16 protein-coding genes are annotated in these 17,699 nt (G+C 75.9%); 9 read left to right on the top strand and 7 right to left on the bottom strand.

Annotated elements, in window-relative coordinates; all coding sequences use genetic code 11:
• Positions 1 to 116 precede the first annotated feature (116 nt).
• Positions 117 to 1,007 (bottom strand): methyltransferase domain-containing protein, encoded by an 891-nt coding sequence (locus Sru01_RS08510; RefSeq protein WP_203983350.1) that lies wholly within the window; start codon positions 1,005 to 1,007, stop codon positions 117 to 119.
• Positions 1,008 to 1,357: 350 nt separating this feature from the next.
• Here Sru01_RS08510 and Sru01_RS08505 point away from each other — a divergent pair, with 350 nt between their 5' ends.
• Entirely contained in the window at positions 1,358 to 2,101 is a 744-nt protein-coding gene (locus Sru01_RS08505) for a sugar phosphate isomerase/epimerase family protein (RefSeq protein ID WP_203983349.1), read from the top strand.
• On the top strand, positions 2,098 to 3,201 hold the full coding sequence (locus Sru01_RS08500; RefSeq protein ID WP_203983348.1) for a Gfo/Idh/MocA family protein: 1,104 nt from the start codon (positions 2,098 to 2,100) through the stop codon (positions 3,199 to 3,201). The genes Sru01_RS08505 and Sru01_RS08500 overlap by 4 nt, the downstream gene beginning before the upstream one ends.
• Positions 3,202 to 3,269: 68 nt before the next feature.
• Here the strand turns inward: Sru01_RS08500 and Sru01_RS08495 are convergent, their stop codons facing one another.
• The 3 genes from Sru01_RS08495 to Sru01_RS08485 all read right to left on the bottom strand — a co-directional run bounded on the left by Sru01_RS08495 (position 3,270) and on the right by Sru01_RS08485 (position 5,442).
• Positions 3,270 to 3,716: a CBS domain-containing protein gene (locus tag Sru01_RS08495; protein ID WP_203983347.1), complete on the bottom strand. Its 447-nt coding sequence runs from the start codon at positions 3,714 to 3,716 to the stop codon at positions 3,270 to 3,272.
• A gap of 31 nt (positions 3,717 to 3,747) precedes the next feature.
• Positions 3,748 to 5,034 (bottom strand): ArsB/NhaD family transporter, encoded by a 1,287-nt coding sequence (locus Sru01_RS08490; RefSeq protein ID WP_203983346.1) that lies wholly within the window; start codon positions 5,032 to 5,034, stop codon positions 3,748 to 3,750.
• Between the two features lie 75 nt (positions 5,035 to 5,109).
• Positions 5,110 to 5,442 carry a cupin domain-containing protein gene (locus Sru01_RS08485; protein WP_203983345.1) on the bottom strand — a complete coding sequence of 111 codons (333 nt, stop codon included), beginning with the start codon at positions 5,440 to 5,442 and terminating at the stop codon, positions 5,110 to 5,112.
• 204 nt (positions 5,443 to 5,646) lie between these two features.
• Between Sru01_RS08485 and Sru01_RS08480 the strand changes: the two genes are divergently transcribed.
• From Sru01_RS08480 to Sru01_RS08460, 5 genes are all read left to right on the top strand, one after another.
• Positions 5,647 to 6,636 (top strand): hypothetical protein, encoded by a 990-nt coding sequence (locus tag Sru01_RS08480; protein ID WP_203983344.1) that lies wholly within the window; start codon positions 5,647 to 5,649, stop codon positions 6,634 to 6,636.
• A 105-nt stretch (positions 6,637 to 6,741) separates the two neighbouring features.
• The gene (locus Sru01_RS08475; RefSeq protein ID WP_203983343.1) at positions 6,742 to 7,677 is read left to right on the top strand and encodes an oxidoreductase; all 936 of its coding nucleotides are present in this window, start codon (positions 6,742 to 6,744) and stop codon (positions 7,675 to 7,677) included.
• 220 nt (positions 7,678 to 7,897) lie between these two features.
• Positions 7,898 to 8,443 carry a flavodoxin domain-containing protein gene (locus Sru01_RS08470; RefSeq protein ID WP_203983342.1) on the top strand — a complete coding sequence of 182 codons (546 nt, stop codon included), beginning with the start codon at positions 7,898 to 7,900 and terminating at the stop codon, positions 8,441 to 8,443.
• A 100-nt stretch (positions 8,444 to 8,543) separates the two neighbouring features.
• Positions 8,544 to 9,032 (top strand): universal stress protein, encoded by a 489-nt coding sequence (locus Sru01_RS08465; protein WP_203983341.1) that lies wholly within the window; start codon positions 8,544 to 8,546, stop codon positions 9,030 to 9,032.
• Positions 9,033 to 9,169: 137 nt separating this feature from the next.
• Entirely contained in the window at positions 9,170 to 10,033 is an 864-nt protein-coding gene (locus tag Sru01_RS08460; protein WP_203983340.1) for a universal stress protein, read from the top strand.
• Positions 10,034 to 10,337: 304 nt separating this feature from the next.
• Here the strand turns inward: Sru01_RS08460 and Sru01_RS08455 are convergent, their stop codons facing one another.
• From Sru01_RS08455 to Sru01_RS08445, 3 genes are all read right to left on the bottom strand, one after another.
• Positions 10,338 to 11,192, bottom strand: coding sequence for a universal stress protein (locus tag Sru01_RS08455; RefSeq protein ID WP_203983339.1), 855 nt, complete (start codon positions 11,190 to 11,192; stop codon positions 10,338 to 10,340).
• Positions 11,193 to 11,457: 265 nt separating this feature from the next.
• Positions 11,458 to 11,889: a pyridoxamine 5'-phosphate oxidase family protein gene (locus tag Sru01_RS08450; protein ID WP_203983338.1), complete on the bottom strand. Its 432-nt coding sequence runs from the start codon at positions 11,887 to 11,889 to the stop codon at positions 11,458 to 11,460.
• Between the two features lie 41 nt (positions 11,890 to 11,930).
• Positions 11,931 to 14,588, bottom strand: coding sequence for a bifunctional acetate--CoA ligase family protein/GNAT family N-acetyltransferase (locus tag Sru01_RS08445; RefSeq protein ID WP_203983337.1), 2,658 nt, complete (start codon positions 14,586 to 14,588; stop codon positions 11,931 to 11,933).
• A 346-nt stretch (positions 14,589 to 14,934) separates the two neighbouring features.
• Between Sru01_RS08445 and Sru01_RS08440 the strand changes: the two genes are divergently transcribed.
• A complete protein-coding gene (locus tag Sru01_RS08440) occupies positions 14,935 to 15,684 on the top strand; it encodes an HAD family hydrolase (protein ID WP_239137127.1) in 750 nt (249 codons plus the stop codon).
• On the top strand, positions 15,681 to 17,699 hold a 2,019-nt coding region (locus Sru01_RS08435), incomplete at its 3' end, for a glycoside hydrolase family 65 protein (protein ID WP_203983335.1). The genes Sru01_RS08440 and Sru01_RS08435, both read left to right, overlap by 4 nt.

The raw sequence follows: 17,699 nt of genomic DNA, 5'->3' as shown, positions 1-17,699 counted from the left end.
GGCACGCGGGCTCCCCTCCCACCCGTCCGGCGTGATCCGCGGAGTTCGGCCGGCGGCGGCTCCGGGTCCCACCTGTGGCCGCGACCCGCTTCGGCCGAGTCGATGCCGGAGCGCACCTAACCGGGGGCCGGCGCGTGCTCCGCCGGCCGGCGTCCCCAGGCCGAGATCAGCGGCGCGAGGGTCAGGTCGAGCTCGCCGGCGTGCACGGCGGCCAGGTGCGCGTCGATCTCGGCGTCGCCGGCCAGCCCGGCCGCGACCAGCTCGCCGCGCACGTGCCGGATGGTCGCCGCCTCCAGCCGGTCGCAGGCCGGCCCGCCGACCGGGAACGAGCCCGCCGCGGCGACGTCCACCAGGCCCGCCGCGCGCAGCGCCCGCGGCAGCGTCCGGCCGTAGCGCAGGTCCGCGCCGCGGCGCGCCAGCAGCTCGCGGACCGCGTCGCGCAGCCGGTTGGCCCGCCGCTGCGCGGGGCCGCCGTCGTCCAGGCACGCCAGCGGCTGCAGCGCGGTGTCGGCGTCCTCGACCAGCAGCCGGCCGCCGGGCCGTAGCGCGGCCACCATCGTCGCCAGCGCCCGGGCCCGGTCGGGCACGTGGACGAGCACGAGCCGGGTGTGCACCAGATCGAACGTCCCCGGCTCCGGCGGCGGATCGGCGGCGACGTCGTGCCGGCGCACCTCGTACCCGTCGCCCGCCGCCAGCCACGACGGGTCGATGTCGGTGGCCAGCACGTACCCGGCCGGGCCGACGGCCGCCGCGAGCGCCTCCGGGACGCTGCGGCCACCGGCCCCCACCTCCCAGCAGCGCGAGCCGGGCCCGACCCCGAGCCGGTCGAAGTGCCCGCGCGTCACCCCGTCGAACAGCTCGGCCAGCCAGACGAACCGCTCACCCGCCTCGGCGCGCGCGTTGTCCAGCAGGTACCCGCGGCCTGGTGCGTCCCCGTCGGGCCCGGTGGCCGCGCCGGTCGGATCGGGCCGGACGCCGGCGTCCGGCCGGCGGGGAGTGGAGGTCATCACCACATGGTCGACCTCCCCGGGCCGCCACGCCACGACGATGGCGCGAGAGATGGCTCACACCGGCGGCGGGCTCCGCACCTACCGCACCGCCTGCGCGGCGCGGCGAGCCGGAAGAGGAGATGTGGCGGTCGCGGGACCATCCGGCCGAGCATGCGGGCGGCTTCCCGGCCGCTCGCCGCACGGTCCGGGAGGTCGGGTGGAGCGGCCCTGGATACCCACTTGTAACCGGAAATAAGCCATTGTCTTTACCTTTATCACGCTTTACCGTTTAAGCGAGAGTAAGGGAGATCATCGGGGGCCGCGGTGCCCGGTGGGCTCCGCGACAGGCGCAGGAGGATCCGTACCTCATGGTGAAGCCGCTCGGTGTACAGCTCTACTCGGTCCGCGACCGGATGCGGTCCGAGCGCGACAAGGTCCTGACCCGGATAGCGGAGATCGGCTACGGCGCGGTCGAGCCGTACGACCCGCTCGACGACCCCGAGGGGTTCCGGCGGGTGACCGCCGACCTCGGCCTGCTGGTACCCGCCACCCACGCCTCCGCGCTGCTCGGCCAGGAGCCCGCCCGGGTGCTGGACGCGGTGGCCGCCATCGGCGCCGGCCTGGTCATCGTGCCGGCCGGCATCCCGGAGGAGGACTTCACCACCCGCGACGGGGTGGCCCGCGCCGCCGACCTGCTCAACGGGCTGGCCGAACAGGCCGCGCGGTACGGCCTGCGGCTCGGCTACCACAACCATTGGTGGGAGATCGAGCCGCGGATCGACGGCGTCCACGCCATCGAGGCGCTCGCCGGGCTGCTCGCCCCCGAGGTCTTCCTGGAGATCGACACCTACTGGGCCACCGTCGGCGGCGCGGACGCCCCCGCCCTGCTGCGGCGGCTCGGCGACCGCGTCCTCGCCCTGCACGTCAAGGACGGTCCCGGTGTGAAAGGCGAGCCGCACACCGCGGTCGGCGAGGGCGTCATGCCGGTGCCGGACATCCTGGCCGCCGCGCCGGGCGCCTGGCGGATCGTCGAACTGGACGAGTGCGCCACCGACGTGGTGGACGCGCTGGCGCGCAGCCACGCCCACCTGGCCGGGCTGGAGGCGGCGTGACGGCCGGCCCGGTCGGCGTCGCGCTGGTCGGCGCCGGCGCGATCAGCGACGCCTACCTGCGCAACCTCACCGCCTTCCCCGACGTGCGGGTGCTCGGCATCGCCGACCTGGACGAACCCCGCGCGCGGGCCAAGGCCGCCGAGCACGGGGTGCCGGTGGCCGGCGACCTCGCCGCGGTGCTGGCGGTCCCCGAGGTGGAGATCGTCGTCAACCTGACCGTCCCGCGCGCGCACGTCGAGGTGGCCACCGAGGCGCTACGCGCGGGCAAGCACGTGTACGGCGAGAAGCCGCTGGCCCTGTCCCCCAAGGAGGGCGAGGCGCTGCTCGCCGAGGCGGGCCGGCGGTCGCTGCGGATCGGCAGCGCCCCCGACACCTTCCTCGGCGCCGGCCTGCAGTCGGCGCGGCGCGCCCTGTCCTCCGGTGCGATCGGCACCCCGGTGGCCGCGACGGCGGTCATGCAGAACCCGGGACCCGAGTCGTGGCATCCGAGCCCGGAGTTCCTCTTCCAGCATGGCGCCGGGCCGCTCTTCGACGTCGGCCCCTACTACCTGACCGCGCTGGTCACGATGCTCGGGCCGATGGCGAAGGTCGCGGCGACCGCGCGGCAGGCGCGCGCCACCCGGGTGGTCGGCTCCGGGCCCAAGGGCGGCACCACCTTCACGGTCGAGGTGCCGACGCACGTCATGGCGCTGATCGACTACGCCGCCGGGCCGAGCGCCTCGGCGACGTTCAGCTTCGACTCCCCGGCGGTGGTGACCAGCATCGACATCCTGGGCACCGAGGGAGTGCTGTCGCTGCCCGACCCCAACACCTTCGAGGGCCCGCTGCGGGTGCGCGGGCGCGCCGACGGCGACTGGCGCGAGCTGCCGGTGGAGGGCACCACGGCCGGCCGCGGCCTCGGCGTGCTGGACATGGCCAGGTCGGTGCGGGCCGGCGTGCCGCACCGCACCGACGGGACGCTCGCCCAGCACGTGCTGGAGGGCATGGCCGCGATCAGCGACGCGGCCGAGGCGGGCGAGTTCCGCCCGCTGGCCGGCACCCCCCGCGTCCCCGAGCCGCTGCCGGCCGGCTGGGACCCCTACCAGGCCACCCTGATCTGACCCGGCCGCGTCCCTGGCCGTCCCTGGCCGTCCCTGGCCGGCGCACGTCCGGCCGGGGACGGCGCGGGTCACGCCTCCAGGGCGCGGCCCAGCAGGTCCTGTAGGGTGACCGCGCCGAGCAGCCGGCCGTCCGCCTCCACCACGGCGACCAGCGGGCTGCGGGTGCGCGCCATCAGCGCGGCGATCTCCAGCGCGGTGGCGCCCGGGTCGGTGATCGGCAGCTCGCGCGGCTGGTCGGGCAGGCACTCGCGGACGGTCCGGCCGCCGAGCGCGCGGACGAACCGGTCGGCGTGCCCCTCGTCCACCACCCGGGCGAGCGCCGGGTCGTCCTGGCAGTACCGCGGTACGGCCAGCCGCAGCACCTGGGTGCCGGGCAGCACCGACAGCGGCCGCCCGCCGCCGTCCACGACGATCAGCCCGGGCAGGCGCTGCTCGGCGAGCAGGCGGGCCGCCTCGACGGCGGGGGTGTCCGCCGTGACGGTGGGGAACTCGGCGACGAGATCACGGGCATGCACCGGGGGCCTCCTTCGGCCGTGGGACGCCGGGCTAGGCGAGATAGCGGAACCACAGATAGGGCACGGCGAGGGCGACCGTCACCACGGTCACCACCAGACCGTACTTGGTGAACTCCCAGAAGCTGATCGGCCGGCCGTTGCGGGCGGCGATGCCGAGCACGACCACGTTGGCCGAGGCGCCGACCGCGGTCGCGTTGCCGCCGAGGTCGGCGCCCAGCGCGAGCGCCCACCACAGCACGTCGGCCTGCGGCCCGCCCGCCTTGACCAGGTCGGCGACGATCGGGCTCATGGTGGCGACGTAGGGGATGTTGTCCACGATGGCCGACAGCCCGGCCGAGCCCCACAGCAGGCCCATCGTGGTGAGCCCGAGCCGGCCTTCGGTGGCCGAGGTGGCGGCCTGGGACACCGTCCCGATCACCCCGGTCTCCACCAGCGCGCCGACCATGACGAACAGGCCCATGAAGAAGACCAGGGTCGCCCACTCGACGTCCTCCAGCGCGTCCTCGACCGTGACCCGGGTCGCGGCGACCAGCAGACCGGCGCCGAGCAGCGCCACGACGGCCGGCTCGTAGTGCAGCACCGGGTGCAGCACGAAGGCGACGATGACCACGGCCAGCACGGCGAGGCTCTGCCACAGCAGCCGCCGGTCCTGGATGGCCTCCCGCTCGTTCAGGGTCATGATCTCGGCGGCCAGCCGCTCGTCATAGGTGAACGCCGACCGGAACAGCCACCGGCACATGCCGATGAAGACGACCAGCAGCACCACGACCAGCGGGGCCAGGTGCACCAGGAAGTCGTTGAACGAGAGCCCGGCCCGGCTGGCGATGATGATGTTCGGCGGGTCGCCGACCAGCGTCGCGGTGCCGCCGATGTTCGACGCCAGCACCTCGGCGATCAGGAACGGCGCCACCGGCAGCGACAGCCGGTCGCACACCAGGAAGGTGACCGGGGCGATCAGCAGCACGGTGGTCACGTTGTCCAGCAGCGCGGAGGCCAGCGCGGTGATGACGACCAGCATCACCATCAGCCGGAACGGCCGGCCGCGGGCCCGCTTGGCCGCCCAGATCGCCACGTACTCGAACACGCCGGTCCGCTTCAGCACGCCGACGATGATCATCATGCCGAGCAGCAGGAAGATGACGTTCCAGTCGATGCCGGAGTGCTCGGAGAAGAACGCGGCGCCGCCGTCGGTGGCGTGGATCAGCAGCAGCAGCCCGGCGCCGCCGAGCGCGGCGGCCGTCCGGTGGATCCGTTCGGTGGCGATGAGGACATAGGCCCCGACAAAGATCACAACGGCCGCGATCGCGGTCACCGGCATACCTCCTGGCAAGACGGACGAAGGGCACGAACGCCCCCATCGCCGACCAGACTTCCCGGCACACCAAGCAGCACCCTAGCGGGAATGGGCGAAGCTGAGCAGCAGGACCGCGTCCTCCACCGCCTCCACCCGGTGCCGGGCCGGCGGGATGATCAGCAGGTCCCCGGCCAGCAGGTCCCAGGAGACGTCGCCGGCGACCAGCCGCACCCGGCCCTGCAGCACCTGCAGCGTCGCCTCTCCCCGGTTGTCGTGCTCGCCGAGCTCGCCGCCCGCGGTGATACCGATCACCGTCTGCCGCAGCTCCCGTTCGTGGCCGCCCACCACCGTCTCGGCGGCGTGCCCGGCGGAACCCGCCGCCGCGCGCTCCAGCACGGTGCGTCCGGTGGCGATGAGGGAGAACTTCTCCATCACGGTCTCCTCCTCAGAGGTCGGGAACGGCCGGCCCGCCGACCGGCATGATCGGCGCGCCCACCCACATGCCTACCCGCCCGGCACCGCCCACTCCTCACCACCGCACGGTGGAGGCTTGATCCGCGGTCCGGGGGCCGCCGTATCCTGGCGGTGGCGCCGCGCGGTGCCGGGCGCCGCCACCGCTTCGGGTAAGGAGTGGGTGTGGACCTGTCCGCCGCGGCCGGCGAGCTGTACGGGATCGAGCCGGAGCGTTTCGTCGAACGGCGCAAGGCGCTGGCCACCGAGGCCCGGAAGGCGGGCGACGCGGAGCTCGCCCGCCGCATCGGCGCGCTGCGGCGACCGACCGTGTCGGCCTGGGCGGTGAACCGGCTGGCCCGTTCCGGGCCGGGCGAGCCGGCGCAGCTGGCCGAGCTGCTCGACCTCGGCGCCGAGCTGCGCGCGGCCTGGGAGTCGGGCACCGGGGTCGCCGCGCTGGACCAGCGGCGTGCCGATCTCGTCACCCGCCTGGTGCGCGCGACCGGTGCGCTGGCGGCGGCGGCCGGGCGCCCGCTGCGCGAGCCGGCGCTGCGCGAGGTGGCCGACACCCTGCTCGCGGCCACCACCGATCCGGACGTCGCCGCCGAGGTACGGGCCGGCCGGCTGGCCGCGCCGCGGGCCCACGCCGGCTTCGGCCCGGCCGGCTTCCTGGCCCCGGACGCACCACCACCCGCCGCCGGCGGCGGCAATGCCGGCGGTGCCACCGCCACGGGTACGACCGGCGACGGCACGACCGGGGGCCGCACGACCCGGAGTGGCACGACCCGGAGTGGCACGACCGGTGATCGCACTGCGACGGCACGGCGCCGGGCGGCGGAGAAGGAGGCGGCCCGCCGGCGGGCGGAGGAGGCGGCGCGGCGGCGGGCCGAGGAGGAGGCCGAGCGCCGGCGCCGCCGGGCCGAAGAGGCCGCCACCGCGGCGCGCGAGGCCGAGAGCGCGCTGGTCGAGTGGGAGGCCGAGCTGGCCACCGCGCAGGGTGAGCACGATGCCGCCGTGGCGGAATCCGAGCGGCTGCGCCGGGACCTCGCCGCCGCCGTCTCCCGCGAGGAGTCGGCCGCCACCCGGCTGCGGGTGGCCGGACGGGAACGCGAGCGCGCCGCCCGCCGGGCCGCCGAGGCCCGCCGCCGCGCCGCCGACCGGCACCGGGCGCCCTGACCGGTGTACCGGCCGGACAGCCGGGCAAATCATGCTATTTGCCGCAATAGCTGGAATGCGCCAAGTTCGTCGCAGCGCACTGAGGCCCTGGCAAGGAGTCGACGCATGGCGAACTGGACGTTCGACGACATCCCCCCGCAGACCGGCCGAATCGCCATCGTCAGCGGTGCCAACACCGGCATCGGGTACGAGACGGCGCGGATGCTGGCGGCGAAGGGCGCCCAGGTGGTGCTGGCCTGCCGGAACGCCGAGAAGGGCGCGGCGGCGGCCCAGAAGATCAACGTGACCGGCCCGGCGAAACCCGTCACGGTCGCACCGCTCGACCTGGCCGACCTGGAGTCGGTGGCCGCCTTCGCCGCCGCCTTCCAGGCCGATCACGACCGGCTCGACCTGCTGGTGAACAACGCCGGGGTGATGGTGCCGCCGCTCGGGCGCACCGCCCAGGGGTTCGAGCTGCAGTTCGGCACCAACCACCTCGGCCACTTCGCGCTCACCGGCCGGCTGCTGCCCCTGCTGGAGCGGACCCCGAACGCGCGGGTCGTCGTGGTGTCCAGCTCCATGCAGAAGATCGGACGGATCGACTTCGACGACCTCAACTGGGAACACCGCCGGTACGCGGCCTGGCAGGCCTACGCGCAGAGCAAGCTCGCCAACATGTCGTTCGCGCTGGAACTCGCCCGCCGCCTCACCACCGCCGGCTCCGAGGTCCGGGCGACCGCCGCCCACCCGGGGTGGACCGCGACCGACCTCGCCCGCACGGCGGGCGGCCTCGGCCGGTTCTTCACCTCGCGGCTGGCCATGACGGCGCAGGAGGGTGCCCTCACCACGCTGCGCGCCGCGACCGATCCGGCGGCCGAGCACGGCGGCTACTGGGGACCGGGCCGGCTTTTCGGGATGAACGGGCCGCCGGTCCGGGTACGCGTCCCGCCGCGCGCCAAGGACCCCGAGGCGGCCCGGCGGCTGTGGGCGGAGAGCGAGCGGCTCACCGGGGTGACGTTCCCGTTCTCCCCTGACTCTTCGGGTACCGGCCGGGCCGCCTGACCCCCCGGGCGCGCGACGCCCGTGCCACGGGGCCGGGAGGCGCCCGCTCGAGGGCCCGGACGCCGTCCGCGTGCCGGGTTTCCGGATATAGGGCCGGCACCGCCCGTGGCCGCCCGCGGGTGGACGTGCGGCGCGGGACCTTGGTCATCGGCCCGGCGGCCGTGCGGCTCTACGCGCCGGCCCGCCCGGCGGGGGACGCTTGCGGCGGAGGTGGTTTCCGATGGCACGGATGCTCGTGACGTACGGATCCCGCCGGGGCTCCACGGCGGAGATCGCCGAATGGATCGCCGGCACGATGCGCGACCGGGGACTGGCGGTGGATCTCATCCCGGCGAGCCAGGTCGTTGACGTGCGTGGATACGACGCGGTGGTCATCGGCGGCGCGATTTACAACAACCGGTGGCACCGGGATGCCCGCCGGTTCGCCCGCCGGCACGCCGCCACGCTCCGGGCCCGGTCGGTCTGGCTGTTCAGCAGCGGGCCGCTGGACGGCTCCGCGGCGGAGCGGGACATCCCGCCGGTACCGGGCGCCCGCAGGTGGCTGGACCGCCTGGAGGCCGAGGAGCACGTGACGTTCGGTGGCCGGCTGGCCCGGGACGCGCGCGGATTCGCCGCCGCGCTGCTGGCCCGATCGATGTCCGGTGACCACCGTGACCGCGAGCGGATCACCGGGTGGGCCGGCCGGATCTGCGACCAGCTGGCCGGGCCGGCGGGCGGATCACGGCCATCCCCGCCGGGCGACCGCAGGTGGACGGCGGGCCGGTGAAGATCCGGGCCGGATCGGGTGGGAAGCGCGCCGCCCGGGGAAGAGCCGCACCCGAGGGCCGGGGCGGGGACACCCCGGGCGGCGAGGGAAGGAAACGATGATGAGCGGGGAACGGATCGTCGTCGGCATCGACGCGCGTCCCGAGTCGTGCGACGCGCTGGCGTGGGCCGCTGCGGAGGCCGCGACGCGCGGGGCGGAACTGGTCGTGGTGCACGCCTGGGAACGCACCTGTGCCCAGGCCCCGTACGCCGCCGGTCACCGGCGCGAGGAGGAGGTCCGCCGGCACGCCCGCGACCGCGCCGCCATGGCGGCGGCGATCGACCGGGTGGAGTCCCGGCACCCGGAGCTGCGCATCCAGCGCGAGCTGATCGTGGGCAACGCGGTCAAGGAGCTGCTGCGGCACACCGCGGACGCCACCTTGCTGGTGCTCGGGTCCGCCGCCCGGCACGGCCACGATCACCTGGGACCGGTGCTGCTGGCCTGCCTGCGCCACGCGCGCTGCCCGGTCGCCGTGGTGCACGCCGGTGACGCCCCGCCGGCGACGCGCGACCGCCCGCTGGCCGCCGTCGTCGATCTGCCCCGCCACTGACCGGGCCGGGACGCCCCCGCGTGTAGTGTCACCCGGATGGTCCAGGGCGGGCGGAAGTCCCGAGGGCGCGGGACCTTCGGCCGCTGCGCGAGGTGCCCGCGGGCGATCCCATGGGAATAGGCACGCAGGGAGGCAGGATGTTCGGTGTGATCACGGTGGGGGTCGACGGCTCCGCGCACGCGGCCGCCGCGGTCGACTGGGCGGCCGAGGACGCGGCCCGGGCCGGCGCGGTGCTGCGCATCGTGCACGTGCGCGAGCCCTGGGCGGGCGAGTACCCCTTCCACCGGATGGAAGGGTTCAACGAATCGCTGACCGACTACTGCGCCGGCGTGCTGGACGCCGCGGCCGGCCGGGCCAGGGAGCACGTCCCCGGCCTGGAGGTGAGCACGGCGCTGATCACCGGCGCGGTCGTCGAGCGGCTGCGCCACGAGTCGGAGAACGCCGACACGCTGGTGCTGGGCAGCCGCGGCATGGGCGGGTTCACCGGCCTGGTGCTGGGGTCGGTGGGGCTGGCGCTGGCCGGGCACGCGGCGGGCCCGGTCGTGATCGTGCGCGACGTCCGGCCGGCCTCGTACCGGAAGGTGGTCGTCGGCGTGGACGGCTCCCCGCATTCGGAGGCCGCGCTGGGCTTCGCCTTCGAGCAGGCGTCGGCGCGAGGCTGGCAGGTGGAGGCGGTGCACTCCTGGCCGATGCCGGCGCTGTCGCCGGTCGCGGCCGGCTACACCGACATCATGAGCGACGTCTCCGAAGCGGGCACCCGCGGGATGCGGCAGTGGCTGGCCCCGTGGCGGGACAAGTTCCCCGACGTGCCGGTGACCGAGACCGGGATCTGCGGGCACCCGGTGCCCGCGCTGGGCGAGGCCTCGCAGACGGCCGACCTGCTGGTCGTCGGCTCGCGCGGGCTGGGCGGCTTCACCGCGGCGCTGCTCGGCTCGGTGGGCCACGGCGTCCTGCACCACGCCCACTGCCCGGTGGCCGTCGTCCGCCCCCGCCCCGCCTGATGGGAGCTACCGGGTCGGTCTCGCTGGCAGACTCGGTGCCTGGTAGCCGCTGGTGAGTGAGCACTCCAACCGCCTGGACCTTGAGTCCTAGGGTCAGATCGTGCCCTCTCCGGTGGTCAGGGGTCTTGATCGCTGATGGGATGTCGTGCCCGCTGATCGCCGGCGTGAGCACTTGTCCATTAGGTCGCTGACCGGCTCGAGCCGCCGGCCCGCCCCGGGCCGGGCCTAGGCGGTTTCGGGCTCGTCGTTCCGGGTGGCGGCCCGCGGTGGGCGGTCAAGGGCGGTCCGCCGGGATCATGGCCGCTCAGCCGCGGACCACGGCGGTCGGGACGGCCGCGTGGTGCAGCACCGAGCGGCTCACCGAGCCGAGCAGCGCCGAGCCGACCGCGCCGCGGCCGTGCGAGCCGACGACCAGCAGCTCGGCGCCGTCGGCCGCCTTGACCAGCGCGTCCACCGGGTGGGCGCACCGGACGTCCTCCACCACGGTCACCTCGGGGTAGCGGGGCGCGAGCCGGGCCAGCCGCTCGCGGACCACGTCGTGCTGGGCCTGCCGGATCTCGTCCATGTCGTAGGCGATGGCCGGGGCGTACACGTGCACCGGCGGCTGCCAGGCGTGCACCGCGCGCAGGACGGCGCCGCGCAGCCGCGCCTCCTCCAGCGCGAAGACCAGCGCGGGGTCGCACTCGGCCGAGTCGTCCACCCCGGCGACGACCTCGCCGCGCCGCGGTTCGGCACCCTCGCGCACCACGACCACCGCGCCGCGGGCCCGGCCGGCCACGTGCCCGCTCACCGAGCCGACCAGCGCGCCGGTGAACCCGCCGAGGCCGCGGCTGCCCACCACCAGGACCAGGGCCTTCTCCGCATGCTCGCACAGCGCCGGGGCGGGCTCGCCGTCGATCCGCTCGGTGCTCACCGGGCCGTCCGGCAGCGTGGCGCGGGCGACCGCCTCGGCCTCGGCCAGGACCCGCTCGGCGCCGGCCTCGAGCGAGTCGCCGATCTCCGGCGGGGCGGGCCAGCGGGCGACGCTGTAGGGCCACCGCTCGACCACGGTGACGATGTGCAGCGGGGCGCCGCGGCGGGCGGCGTCCGCCGCGGCCCAGCGCACCGCGGCCGTCCCGGCCGGTGACCCGTCGGTCCCGACGACGATCCTTTCGGACATGATCCCTCCACTGGGCCGACCGCCCGCTCCGCGGCGCGGTCACCGTTCGTCCTCCTCCAAGCAGACCGCTTTCCGATCACGCCGGGCAGTGGCCTACGGCTCGCCCGCCCGGGACCGTCGGCCCCGGCCCGGGCGGACCTTGGACCATCCGGGCGGCCGCACGAGGGGGCCGGACCGGGCCGGTGGCGCCCGCCGGCGGGGCCCGGAGACGGCGACGGCGCCCGCCCCGGGCCGGGGCGGGCGCCGTCGCGGGGCGGGAGGCCGGTCAGCGGGTGATGCGGCGGCCGGTGATCTGGGTGGGGGTCACCCGGATGTACAGCCGGCGCTCGCCGCCGGCCCACGGCTCGACCGGGGTGCCCTGGACCGCGGCCAGCTCCTCCTCGGAGGTGACCCGGTGCGCCGCGCCCTGCACCAGGACGCTCCAGCCCTCGCGGGCCGCGGCGTCCAGGCTGTCCACCTCGAAGGCGATCTTGAATTCAACGCCGGGCACGCCGGTGCTGAGGTCCTGGTCCATCGGCCCGCCGAACGCGGTCCGGAACAGCACCGTCCCGTCGTGCATCGTGTAGTTGACCGGCAGCACCATCGGCCCGGAGGGGGTGGCGAAGCCGACCCGGCCGATGCCGCCGTCGGAGATGAGCTTCAGGCACTCCTCCGCCGCCAGGTCTTCCAGTACGGGGCGGCCGTCGGGGTCGTTCATCAGGGTCCTTTCCGAAAGGTCGTTCAGGGGCCGGGCGGGCGTCAGCGCAGCCGGCGAAGGTAGGGCGAGGGACGCCGCGGGGCCGGCGCCAGCCGCACCCGCACGTCCACGGCCACCGCGCCGTCCGGCGTGACGATCACCGGGTTGAGGTCCAGTTCCGCGACCTCGGGGAGGTCGTCCATCAGACGCCCTACCCCGATGATGTACGCCGCCAACTCCGCGGTGTTCACCGGCGGGGCGCCCCGGTAGCCGTGCAGCAGCGGCGCGCAGCGCAGCTCGGCCAGCATGCGGGCGGCGTCCGCCCGGCCGATGGGCGGCACCCGGAACGCGCGGTCGGCGAGCAGTTCGGCGGTCACCCCGCCGAGGCCGGCCATCACCAGCGGGCCGAAGGCCTCGTGTGCGACACCGCCGACGATCATCTCGACGCCGGGGCCGGCCTGGTGCTGGACGAGCGCGCCGGTCATGGCGTCGCCGATCCGGGCGGCCATCTCGGCGTAGGCGCGCCGCACCTCCTCGGCGTCGCGCAGCCCGACCCGGACGCCGCCCACGTCGCTCTTGTGCACCAGCTCCGGGCCGGTCGCCTTGAGCACCGCGGGCAGCCCGACCTGCGCGGCGGCCTGGGCCGCGGCGCCGGCGTCGCGTACCGCGACGGTCTCGGCCACCCGCACGCCGTAGCAGCCGAGCAGCCGGGCGGCAGTCGGGTGGTCCAGCCACCGGCCCGCCGGGCACGCCGCCAGTTCGGCCTGGACGATGCCCCGGGCGGCGGCGGCGTCGGCGGCCGGCACCGCGACCGGCGGCTCGGCCGGCCGGGCCCGCCACTCGGCGTGCGCCACCGCCCGGCCGAGGGCGTGCACCGCCTGCTCGGGGAAGGCGTAGCCCGGGACCCGCTCCCCGACCATCCCGTCGTGCCCGGCCACGCAGGCCAGCACGGTCTTGCCCGACCCGGCGGCGGCGCCGGCGATCGCGGCGCGGGTCCGGTCCAGGCCGGAGCCGAACGGCGGGGTGTAGACGACCAGCACCGCGTCGACGACCGGGTCGGCGAGCACCGCGCGCACGGCGTGCGCCATCTCCTCGGCGGTGCCGTCGGCGGTGAGGTCGACCGGGTTGCCCACCGCGGCGGCCGGGCGCAGCCGGCCGCGCAGCACCTCCCGGGTCGCCGGCGACAGTTCGGGGACGGCCAGCCCGGCCTGCTCGCAGGCGTCCGCGGTCATGGCCTGCGGGCCGCCGGAGTTCCCCACGATGGCGACCCGCCGGCCGGCCGGCGGCGGCTGGAAGGCCAGCAGCCGGGCGGTGTCCAGCATGTCCTGGACGCTGTCCTCGCGGATCACCCCGGCCGAGCGCAGCAGCGCGTCGACGGCCGCGTCCGGGGTGGCCGCCGCAGCGGTGTGCGAGCGCACCGCGCGGTCGCCGGCGGCGCTGCGCCCGCTCTTCACCACGATGATCGGCTTCTTGGCGCCGACCCGCCGCGCGATGCGGCCGAACCGGCGCGGGTTGCCGAACGACTCCAGGTAGAGCGCGATCACGTCGGTGGCCGGGTCGTCCTCCCAGAACTGCAGCAGGTCGTTGCCGCTCACGTCGGCCTTGTTGCCGACCGAGGCGAAGGAGGAGATGCCCAGCCCCACCTGCTCGGCGCGGTCGATGACGGCGACCGCCACCGCGCCGGACTGGGACATCAGCCCGAGGCGGCCGGGCGCCGGCGCGGCGGGCAGGAAGCTGGCGTTGAGCGCGGCGGCGGTGTTGACGATGCCCAGGCAGTTGGGGCCGACCAGCCGCATCCCCGCCTCCCGGCAGATCCTCAGCAGCTCGGCCTCGTCGCCGCCGTGGCCGGCCTCGGCGAATCCGGCGCTCACCACGACCAGGCCGCGTACTCCGTGCGCGGCGCAGTCCCGGGCGACGTCCAGCACCGCGGCGGCCGGGGTGGCGACCACCGCCAGGTCGGCGGGCCCGGGGAGGGCCGCCAGGTCGGGGTAGGCGGGCAGCCCGCGGACCTCGGCCGCCTTAGGGTTGACCGGGTACACCGGGCCCGGGAAGCCGCCCTCGACCAGGTTGGCCAGCACCCGGTGGCCGACCCCGCCGGGCTCGCGGCCGGCCCCGACCACCGCCACCGAGCGGGGGGCGAACACCGTCGCCAGCGAGCCTCGGTCGGCCTCGTGGTCGCGCGCGTCGATCCGGTCCAGCAGCTCGGGCGTCGGGCCGGTGGACAGGCGCACCTCGACCAGGCCGCCGGCGTACCGCCGCTCGGCCGGCAGCCCGACGTCGTCCAGCACCCGAAGCATCGTCCGGTTCTCCGGCAGCACCTCGGCCACCAGCTCCTGGACGCCCTCGTCGGCGGCGTGCACGGCCAGGTGCTCCAGCATGACGGTGCCCAGGCCGTGGCCGTGGGACCGGTCGGCCAGCAGGATGCCGAGCTCGGCGCGCTCGCCGGTGCCGTCCGGGATGTACTCGGCCACCCCGGCGGGCCGGCCGCGCACCAGCGCCACGATCGCCCGGCCCGGGTAGCCCGGCCCGGTCATCCGGTCCATGTGCCCGTGGGCCGTGCCGGAGCCGCCGGTGCAGAAGCGCAGGTAGACCGACCGTTCGGACGAGGCGTCGACCAGCTCGTGCAGCGCCGCCCGGTCGGCGCGGCGCAGGGCTCTGATGTGGGCGATGCCCCCGTCGCGCAGCAGGACGTCGCACTCCTCGGGCAGTGATCGTGTCATGCCTCCACGGTCCTCCCGGCCGGCCGGCGCGGGCAGGGCCGAAGTCCCCTTCCGCCCGGGACCCTCGTCCCCGCCGGGCTTCTCGGCGTCCGGGCGGCGGTCCCGGCGCCCTTTCCGGCGGCGGCACGCCGGGGGTGCCGTCCGTGCGGCGGCATCGGTGGCAGGTCCGGGAGCGGAGGTCCCGGAAGGGTTCCAGGGACGCCCCGGGGACCGTCCCCCTGCGGCACCGGCCGCTGGAACCGGTTCCGGTCTGGCGAAAACAGGTCTTTCGGCGGCCGCAGCTGGACCGGACGTCCCTGCCGCCGGCCGGCCGCCGCCGATAACGTGCGAGGTCGGAGGTGCCGAGGTGCCCGTCATCGACCTCACCAGGATCCGCGCCGTCGTCTTCGACACCGACGGCGTCGTCACCGACACCGCGCGCGTGCACGCGGCGGCCTGGAAGCGCGTCTTCGACACCTTCCTGCGGGGCCGCGCCGCCCCGTTCGACATCCGCGACGACTACCTGGCCTACGTGGACGGCCGGCCCCGGCTGGACGGCGTGCGCGTCTTCCTCGCCTCGCGCGGCATCACCCTGCCCGAGGGCCATCCAGGGGACGCGCCCGGCGCGCCCACCGTGCGCGGGCTGGCGGCGGCCAAGGACCGGTTCTTCCTCACCGAGGTGGAGCGGCACGGGGTGGCCGCCTACCCGGGCACCGTGGCGCTGCTGCGCGAGCTGCGCCGGCGCGGCTGCCGCTCCGGCCTGGTGTCGGCCAGCCGCAACTGCCGCCGGCTGGTCGCCGCGGCCGGGGTGATCCACATGTTCGACACGGTGGTGGACGGGGAGGACGCCGCCCGGCTCGGGCTGCCCGGCAAGCCGGACCCGGCGCTGTTCCTGGAGGCGGCCCGGCGGCTCGGCGGTTCCCCGGCGGTCACCGCCGTCATCGAGGACGCGCTGCCCGGCATCGAGGCCGGCCGGCGCGGCGGCTTCGGGCTGGTCGTGGCGGTCGACCGCTCCGGCGCCGGCGGCGCGGCGCTGCTGGAGCGGGGCGCCGACCTGGTCGTCGCCGACCTCGGCGAGCTCTCGGTCACCGGCCGGGTGCCGGTCGGCACCTCATGAACCCCTGGACGCTGGTCTACGACGGCTACGACCCCGCCGAGGAGGGACGCCGCGAAGCGCTGTGCACCCTCGGCAACGGCCGCTTCGCCACCCGGGGCGCGGCCCCGGAGACCCGGGCCGGCGACGTCCACTACCCCGGCACCTACGCGGCGGGCTGCTACGACCGGCTGACCTCCGAGGTGGCCGGGCACGCGGTGACCAACGAAGAGCTGGTCAACCTGCCGGACTGGCTGCCGCTGGACTTCGCCACCCCCGGCGTGCGCCCGTTCCAGCCCGACGACGCCGGCCTGCTGGAGTACCGGCAGGTGCTCGACATGCGTCATGGCGTGCTGCACCGGACGCTCCGCTACCGGGACGCCGCCGGCCGGGTCACCGCCGTGCGGCAGCGCCGGCTGGTCTCGATGGCCGACCCGCACCTGGCCGCGCTGGAGACCACCTTCACCGCGGAGAACTGGTCCGGGCCGCTGCGGGTGCGCGCGGCGCTGGACGGGCGGGTCGTCAACCAGGGGGTGGCCCGGTACCGGGGGCTGCGCGGCGACCACCTGACCGGCCACGCCACCGGGCGGGACGGCGAGATCACCTGGCTGACCGCCCGTACCCGGTCCTCGCAGATCACCGTCGCGCTGGCCGCCCGGCTGCTCGGCACGGGCGGGGAAGCCTCGGAGGTCGTGCCCGAGGCCGGGCGGATCGTCTCCGTCCACGTCGTCGACCTGCGGCAGGGCCGCCCGGTGACGGTGACGAAGATCGTCGCGCTGGCCACGTCCCTCGACCACGCCATCGCCGACCCGCGGTCGGCCGCGCTGCGCCAGGTGCGGCTGGCCCCGGGCTTCGCCGGGCTGCTGGCCCGGCACCGGCTCGCCTGGGACCGGCTGTGGGCCCGCGCCCGGCTGGACGTGGACGACCCCGCCGGGGCCCGGATCATCCACCTGCACACCTTCCACCTGCTGCAGACGCTCTCCCCGCACACCGCCGACCTGGACGTGGGCGTCCCGGCCCGCGGGCTGCACGGCGAGGCGTACCGGGGGCACGTGTTCTGGGACGAGCTGTTCGTGCTGCCCTGGCTGGACGTGCGGTTCCCGGAGATCTCCCGGGCCCTGCTGCGGTACCGGTACCGGCGGCTGCCCGAGGCGCGGGCGGCCGCCGCCGCCCTCGGCCTGCCCGGCGCGCTGTTCCCCTGGCAGAGCGGCAGCGACGGGCGGGAGACGAGCCAGTCGCTGCACCTCAACCCGTCCTCGGGGCACTGGCTGCCGGACAACTCCCGGCTGCAGCGGCACGTGGGGCTGGCCATCGCCTACAACGTGTGGCAGTACTACGTCGCCACCGGCGACCAGGCGTTCCTGGCCGAGATGGGGGCGGAGTTGCTGGTGGAGATCGCCCGTTGCTTCGCCGCGCTGGCCCGCCCGGACCCGGTCTCCGGGCGGTACGAGATCCGCGGGGTGATGGGGCCGGACGAGTACCACGACGCCTACCCGGGCGCCGCGTCCCCCGGCCTGGACAACAACGCCTACACCAACGTCATGACGGTGTGGCTGCTGATGCGCGCCCGCGACGCGCTGGGCCGGCTGCCCACCCGGGACCGGGCCGAGCTGACCGCGCGGCTGGCGCTCGGCGACGACGAGCCGGCCCGCTGGACGGAGATCACCCGCCGGATGCGGGTGGACTTCCATGACGGGGTGATCAGCCAGTTCACCGGGTACGCGGACCTGCCGGAGCTGGACTGGGACCGCTACCGGGGAGTGCGGCGGCTGGACCGGGCCATGGAACCGGCCGGTGACAGCCCCAATCGGTACCAGGCCTCCAAGCAGGCCGACGTGCTCATGCTGTTCTACCTGCTCACCGCGGACGAGCTGCGTGACATCCTGGCCGGGCTCGGCTACCCGTGCGGCCCGGAGATCATCCCGCGGACCGTGCACCACTACCTGCGCCGCACCTGCCACGGCTCCACGCTGAGCGCGGTGGTGCACGCCTGGGTGCTGTCCCGCTCCGACCGGGCCGGCTCGTGGCGGTTCTTCACC

The organism is Sphaerisporangium rufum, assembly GCF_016863395.1.
GTDB lineage: Bacteria > Actinomycetota > Actinomycetes > Streptosporangiales > Streptosporangiaceae > Sphaerisporangium > Sphaerisporangium rufum.
The sequence above is the reverse complement of the archived record's forward strand: the minus strand, read 5'-3'. Positions and strand labels throughout refer to the sequence as shown.

Bases quoted from the DNA above. Each gene is read 5' to 3' on its own strand.
- Sru01_RS08510 (WP_203983350.1), bottom strand. From the start codon at position 1,007: ATGACCTCCACTCCCCGCCGGCCGGACGCCGGCGTCCGGCCCGATCCG.
- Sru01_RS08505 (WP_203983349.1), top strand. From the start codon at position 1,358: ATGGTGAAGCCGCTCGGTGTACAGCTCTACTCGGTCCGCGACCGGATG.
- Sru01_RS08490 (WP_203983346.1), bottom strand. From the start codon at position 5,034: ATGCCGGTGACCGCGATCGCGGCCGTTGTGATCTTTGTCGGGGCCTAT.
- Sru01_RS08485 (WP_203983345.1), bottom strand. From the start codon at position 5,442: ATGGAGAAGTTCTCCCTCATCGCCACCGGACGCACCGTGCTGGAGCGC.
- Sru01_RS08475 (WP_203983343.1), top strand. From the start codon at position 6,742: ATGGCGAACTGGACGTTCGACGACATCCCCCCGCAGACCGGCCGAATC.
- Sru01_RS08470 (WP_203983342.1), top strand. From the start codon at position 7,898: ATGGCACGGATGCTCGTGACGTACGGATCCCGCCGGGGCTCCACGGCG.
- Sru01_RS08465 (WP_203983341.1), top strand. From the start codon at position 8,544: ATGAGCGGGGAACGGATCGTCGTCGGCATCGACGCGCGTCCCGAGTCG.
- Sru01_RS08460 (WP_203983340.1), top strand. From the start codon at position 9,170: ATGTTCGGTGTGATCACGGTGGGGGTCGACGGCTCCGCGCACGCGGCC.
- Sru01_RS08455 (WP_203983339.1), bottom strand. From the start codon at position 11,192: ATGTCCGAAAGGATCGTCGTCGGGACCGACGGGTCACCGGCCGGGACG.
- Sru01_RS08450 (WP_203983338.1), bottom strand. From the start codon at position 11,889: ATGAACGACCCCGACGGCCGCCCCGTACTGGAAGACCTGGCGGCGGAG.
- Sru01_RS08445 (WP_203983337.1), bottom strand. From the start codon at position 14,588: ATGACACGATCACTGCCCGAGGAGTGCGACGTCCTGCTGCGCGACGGG.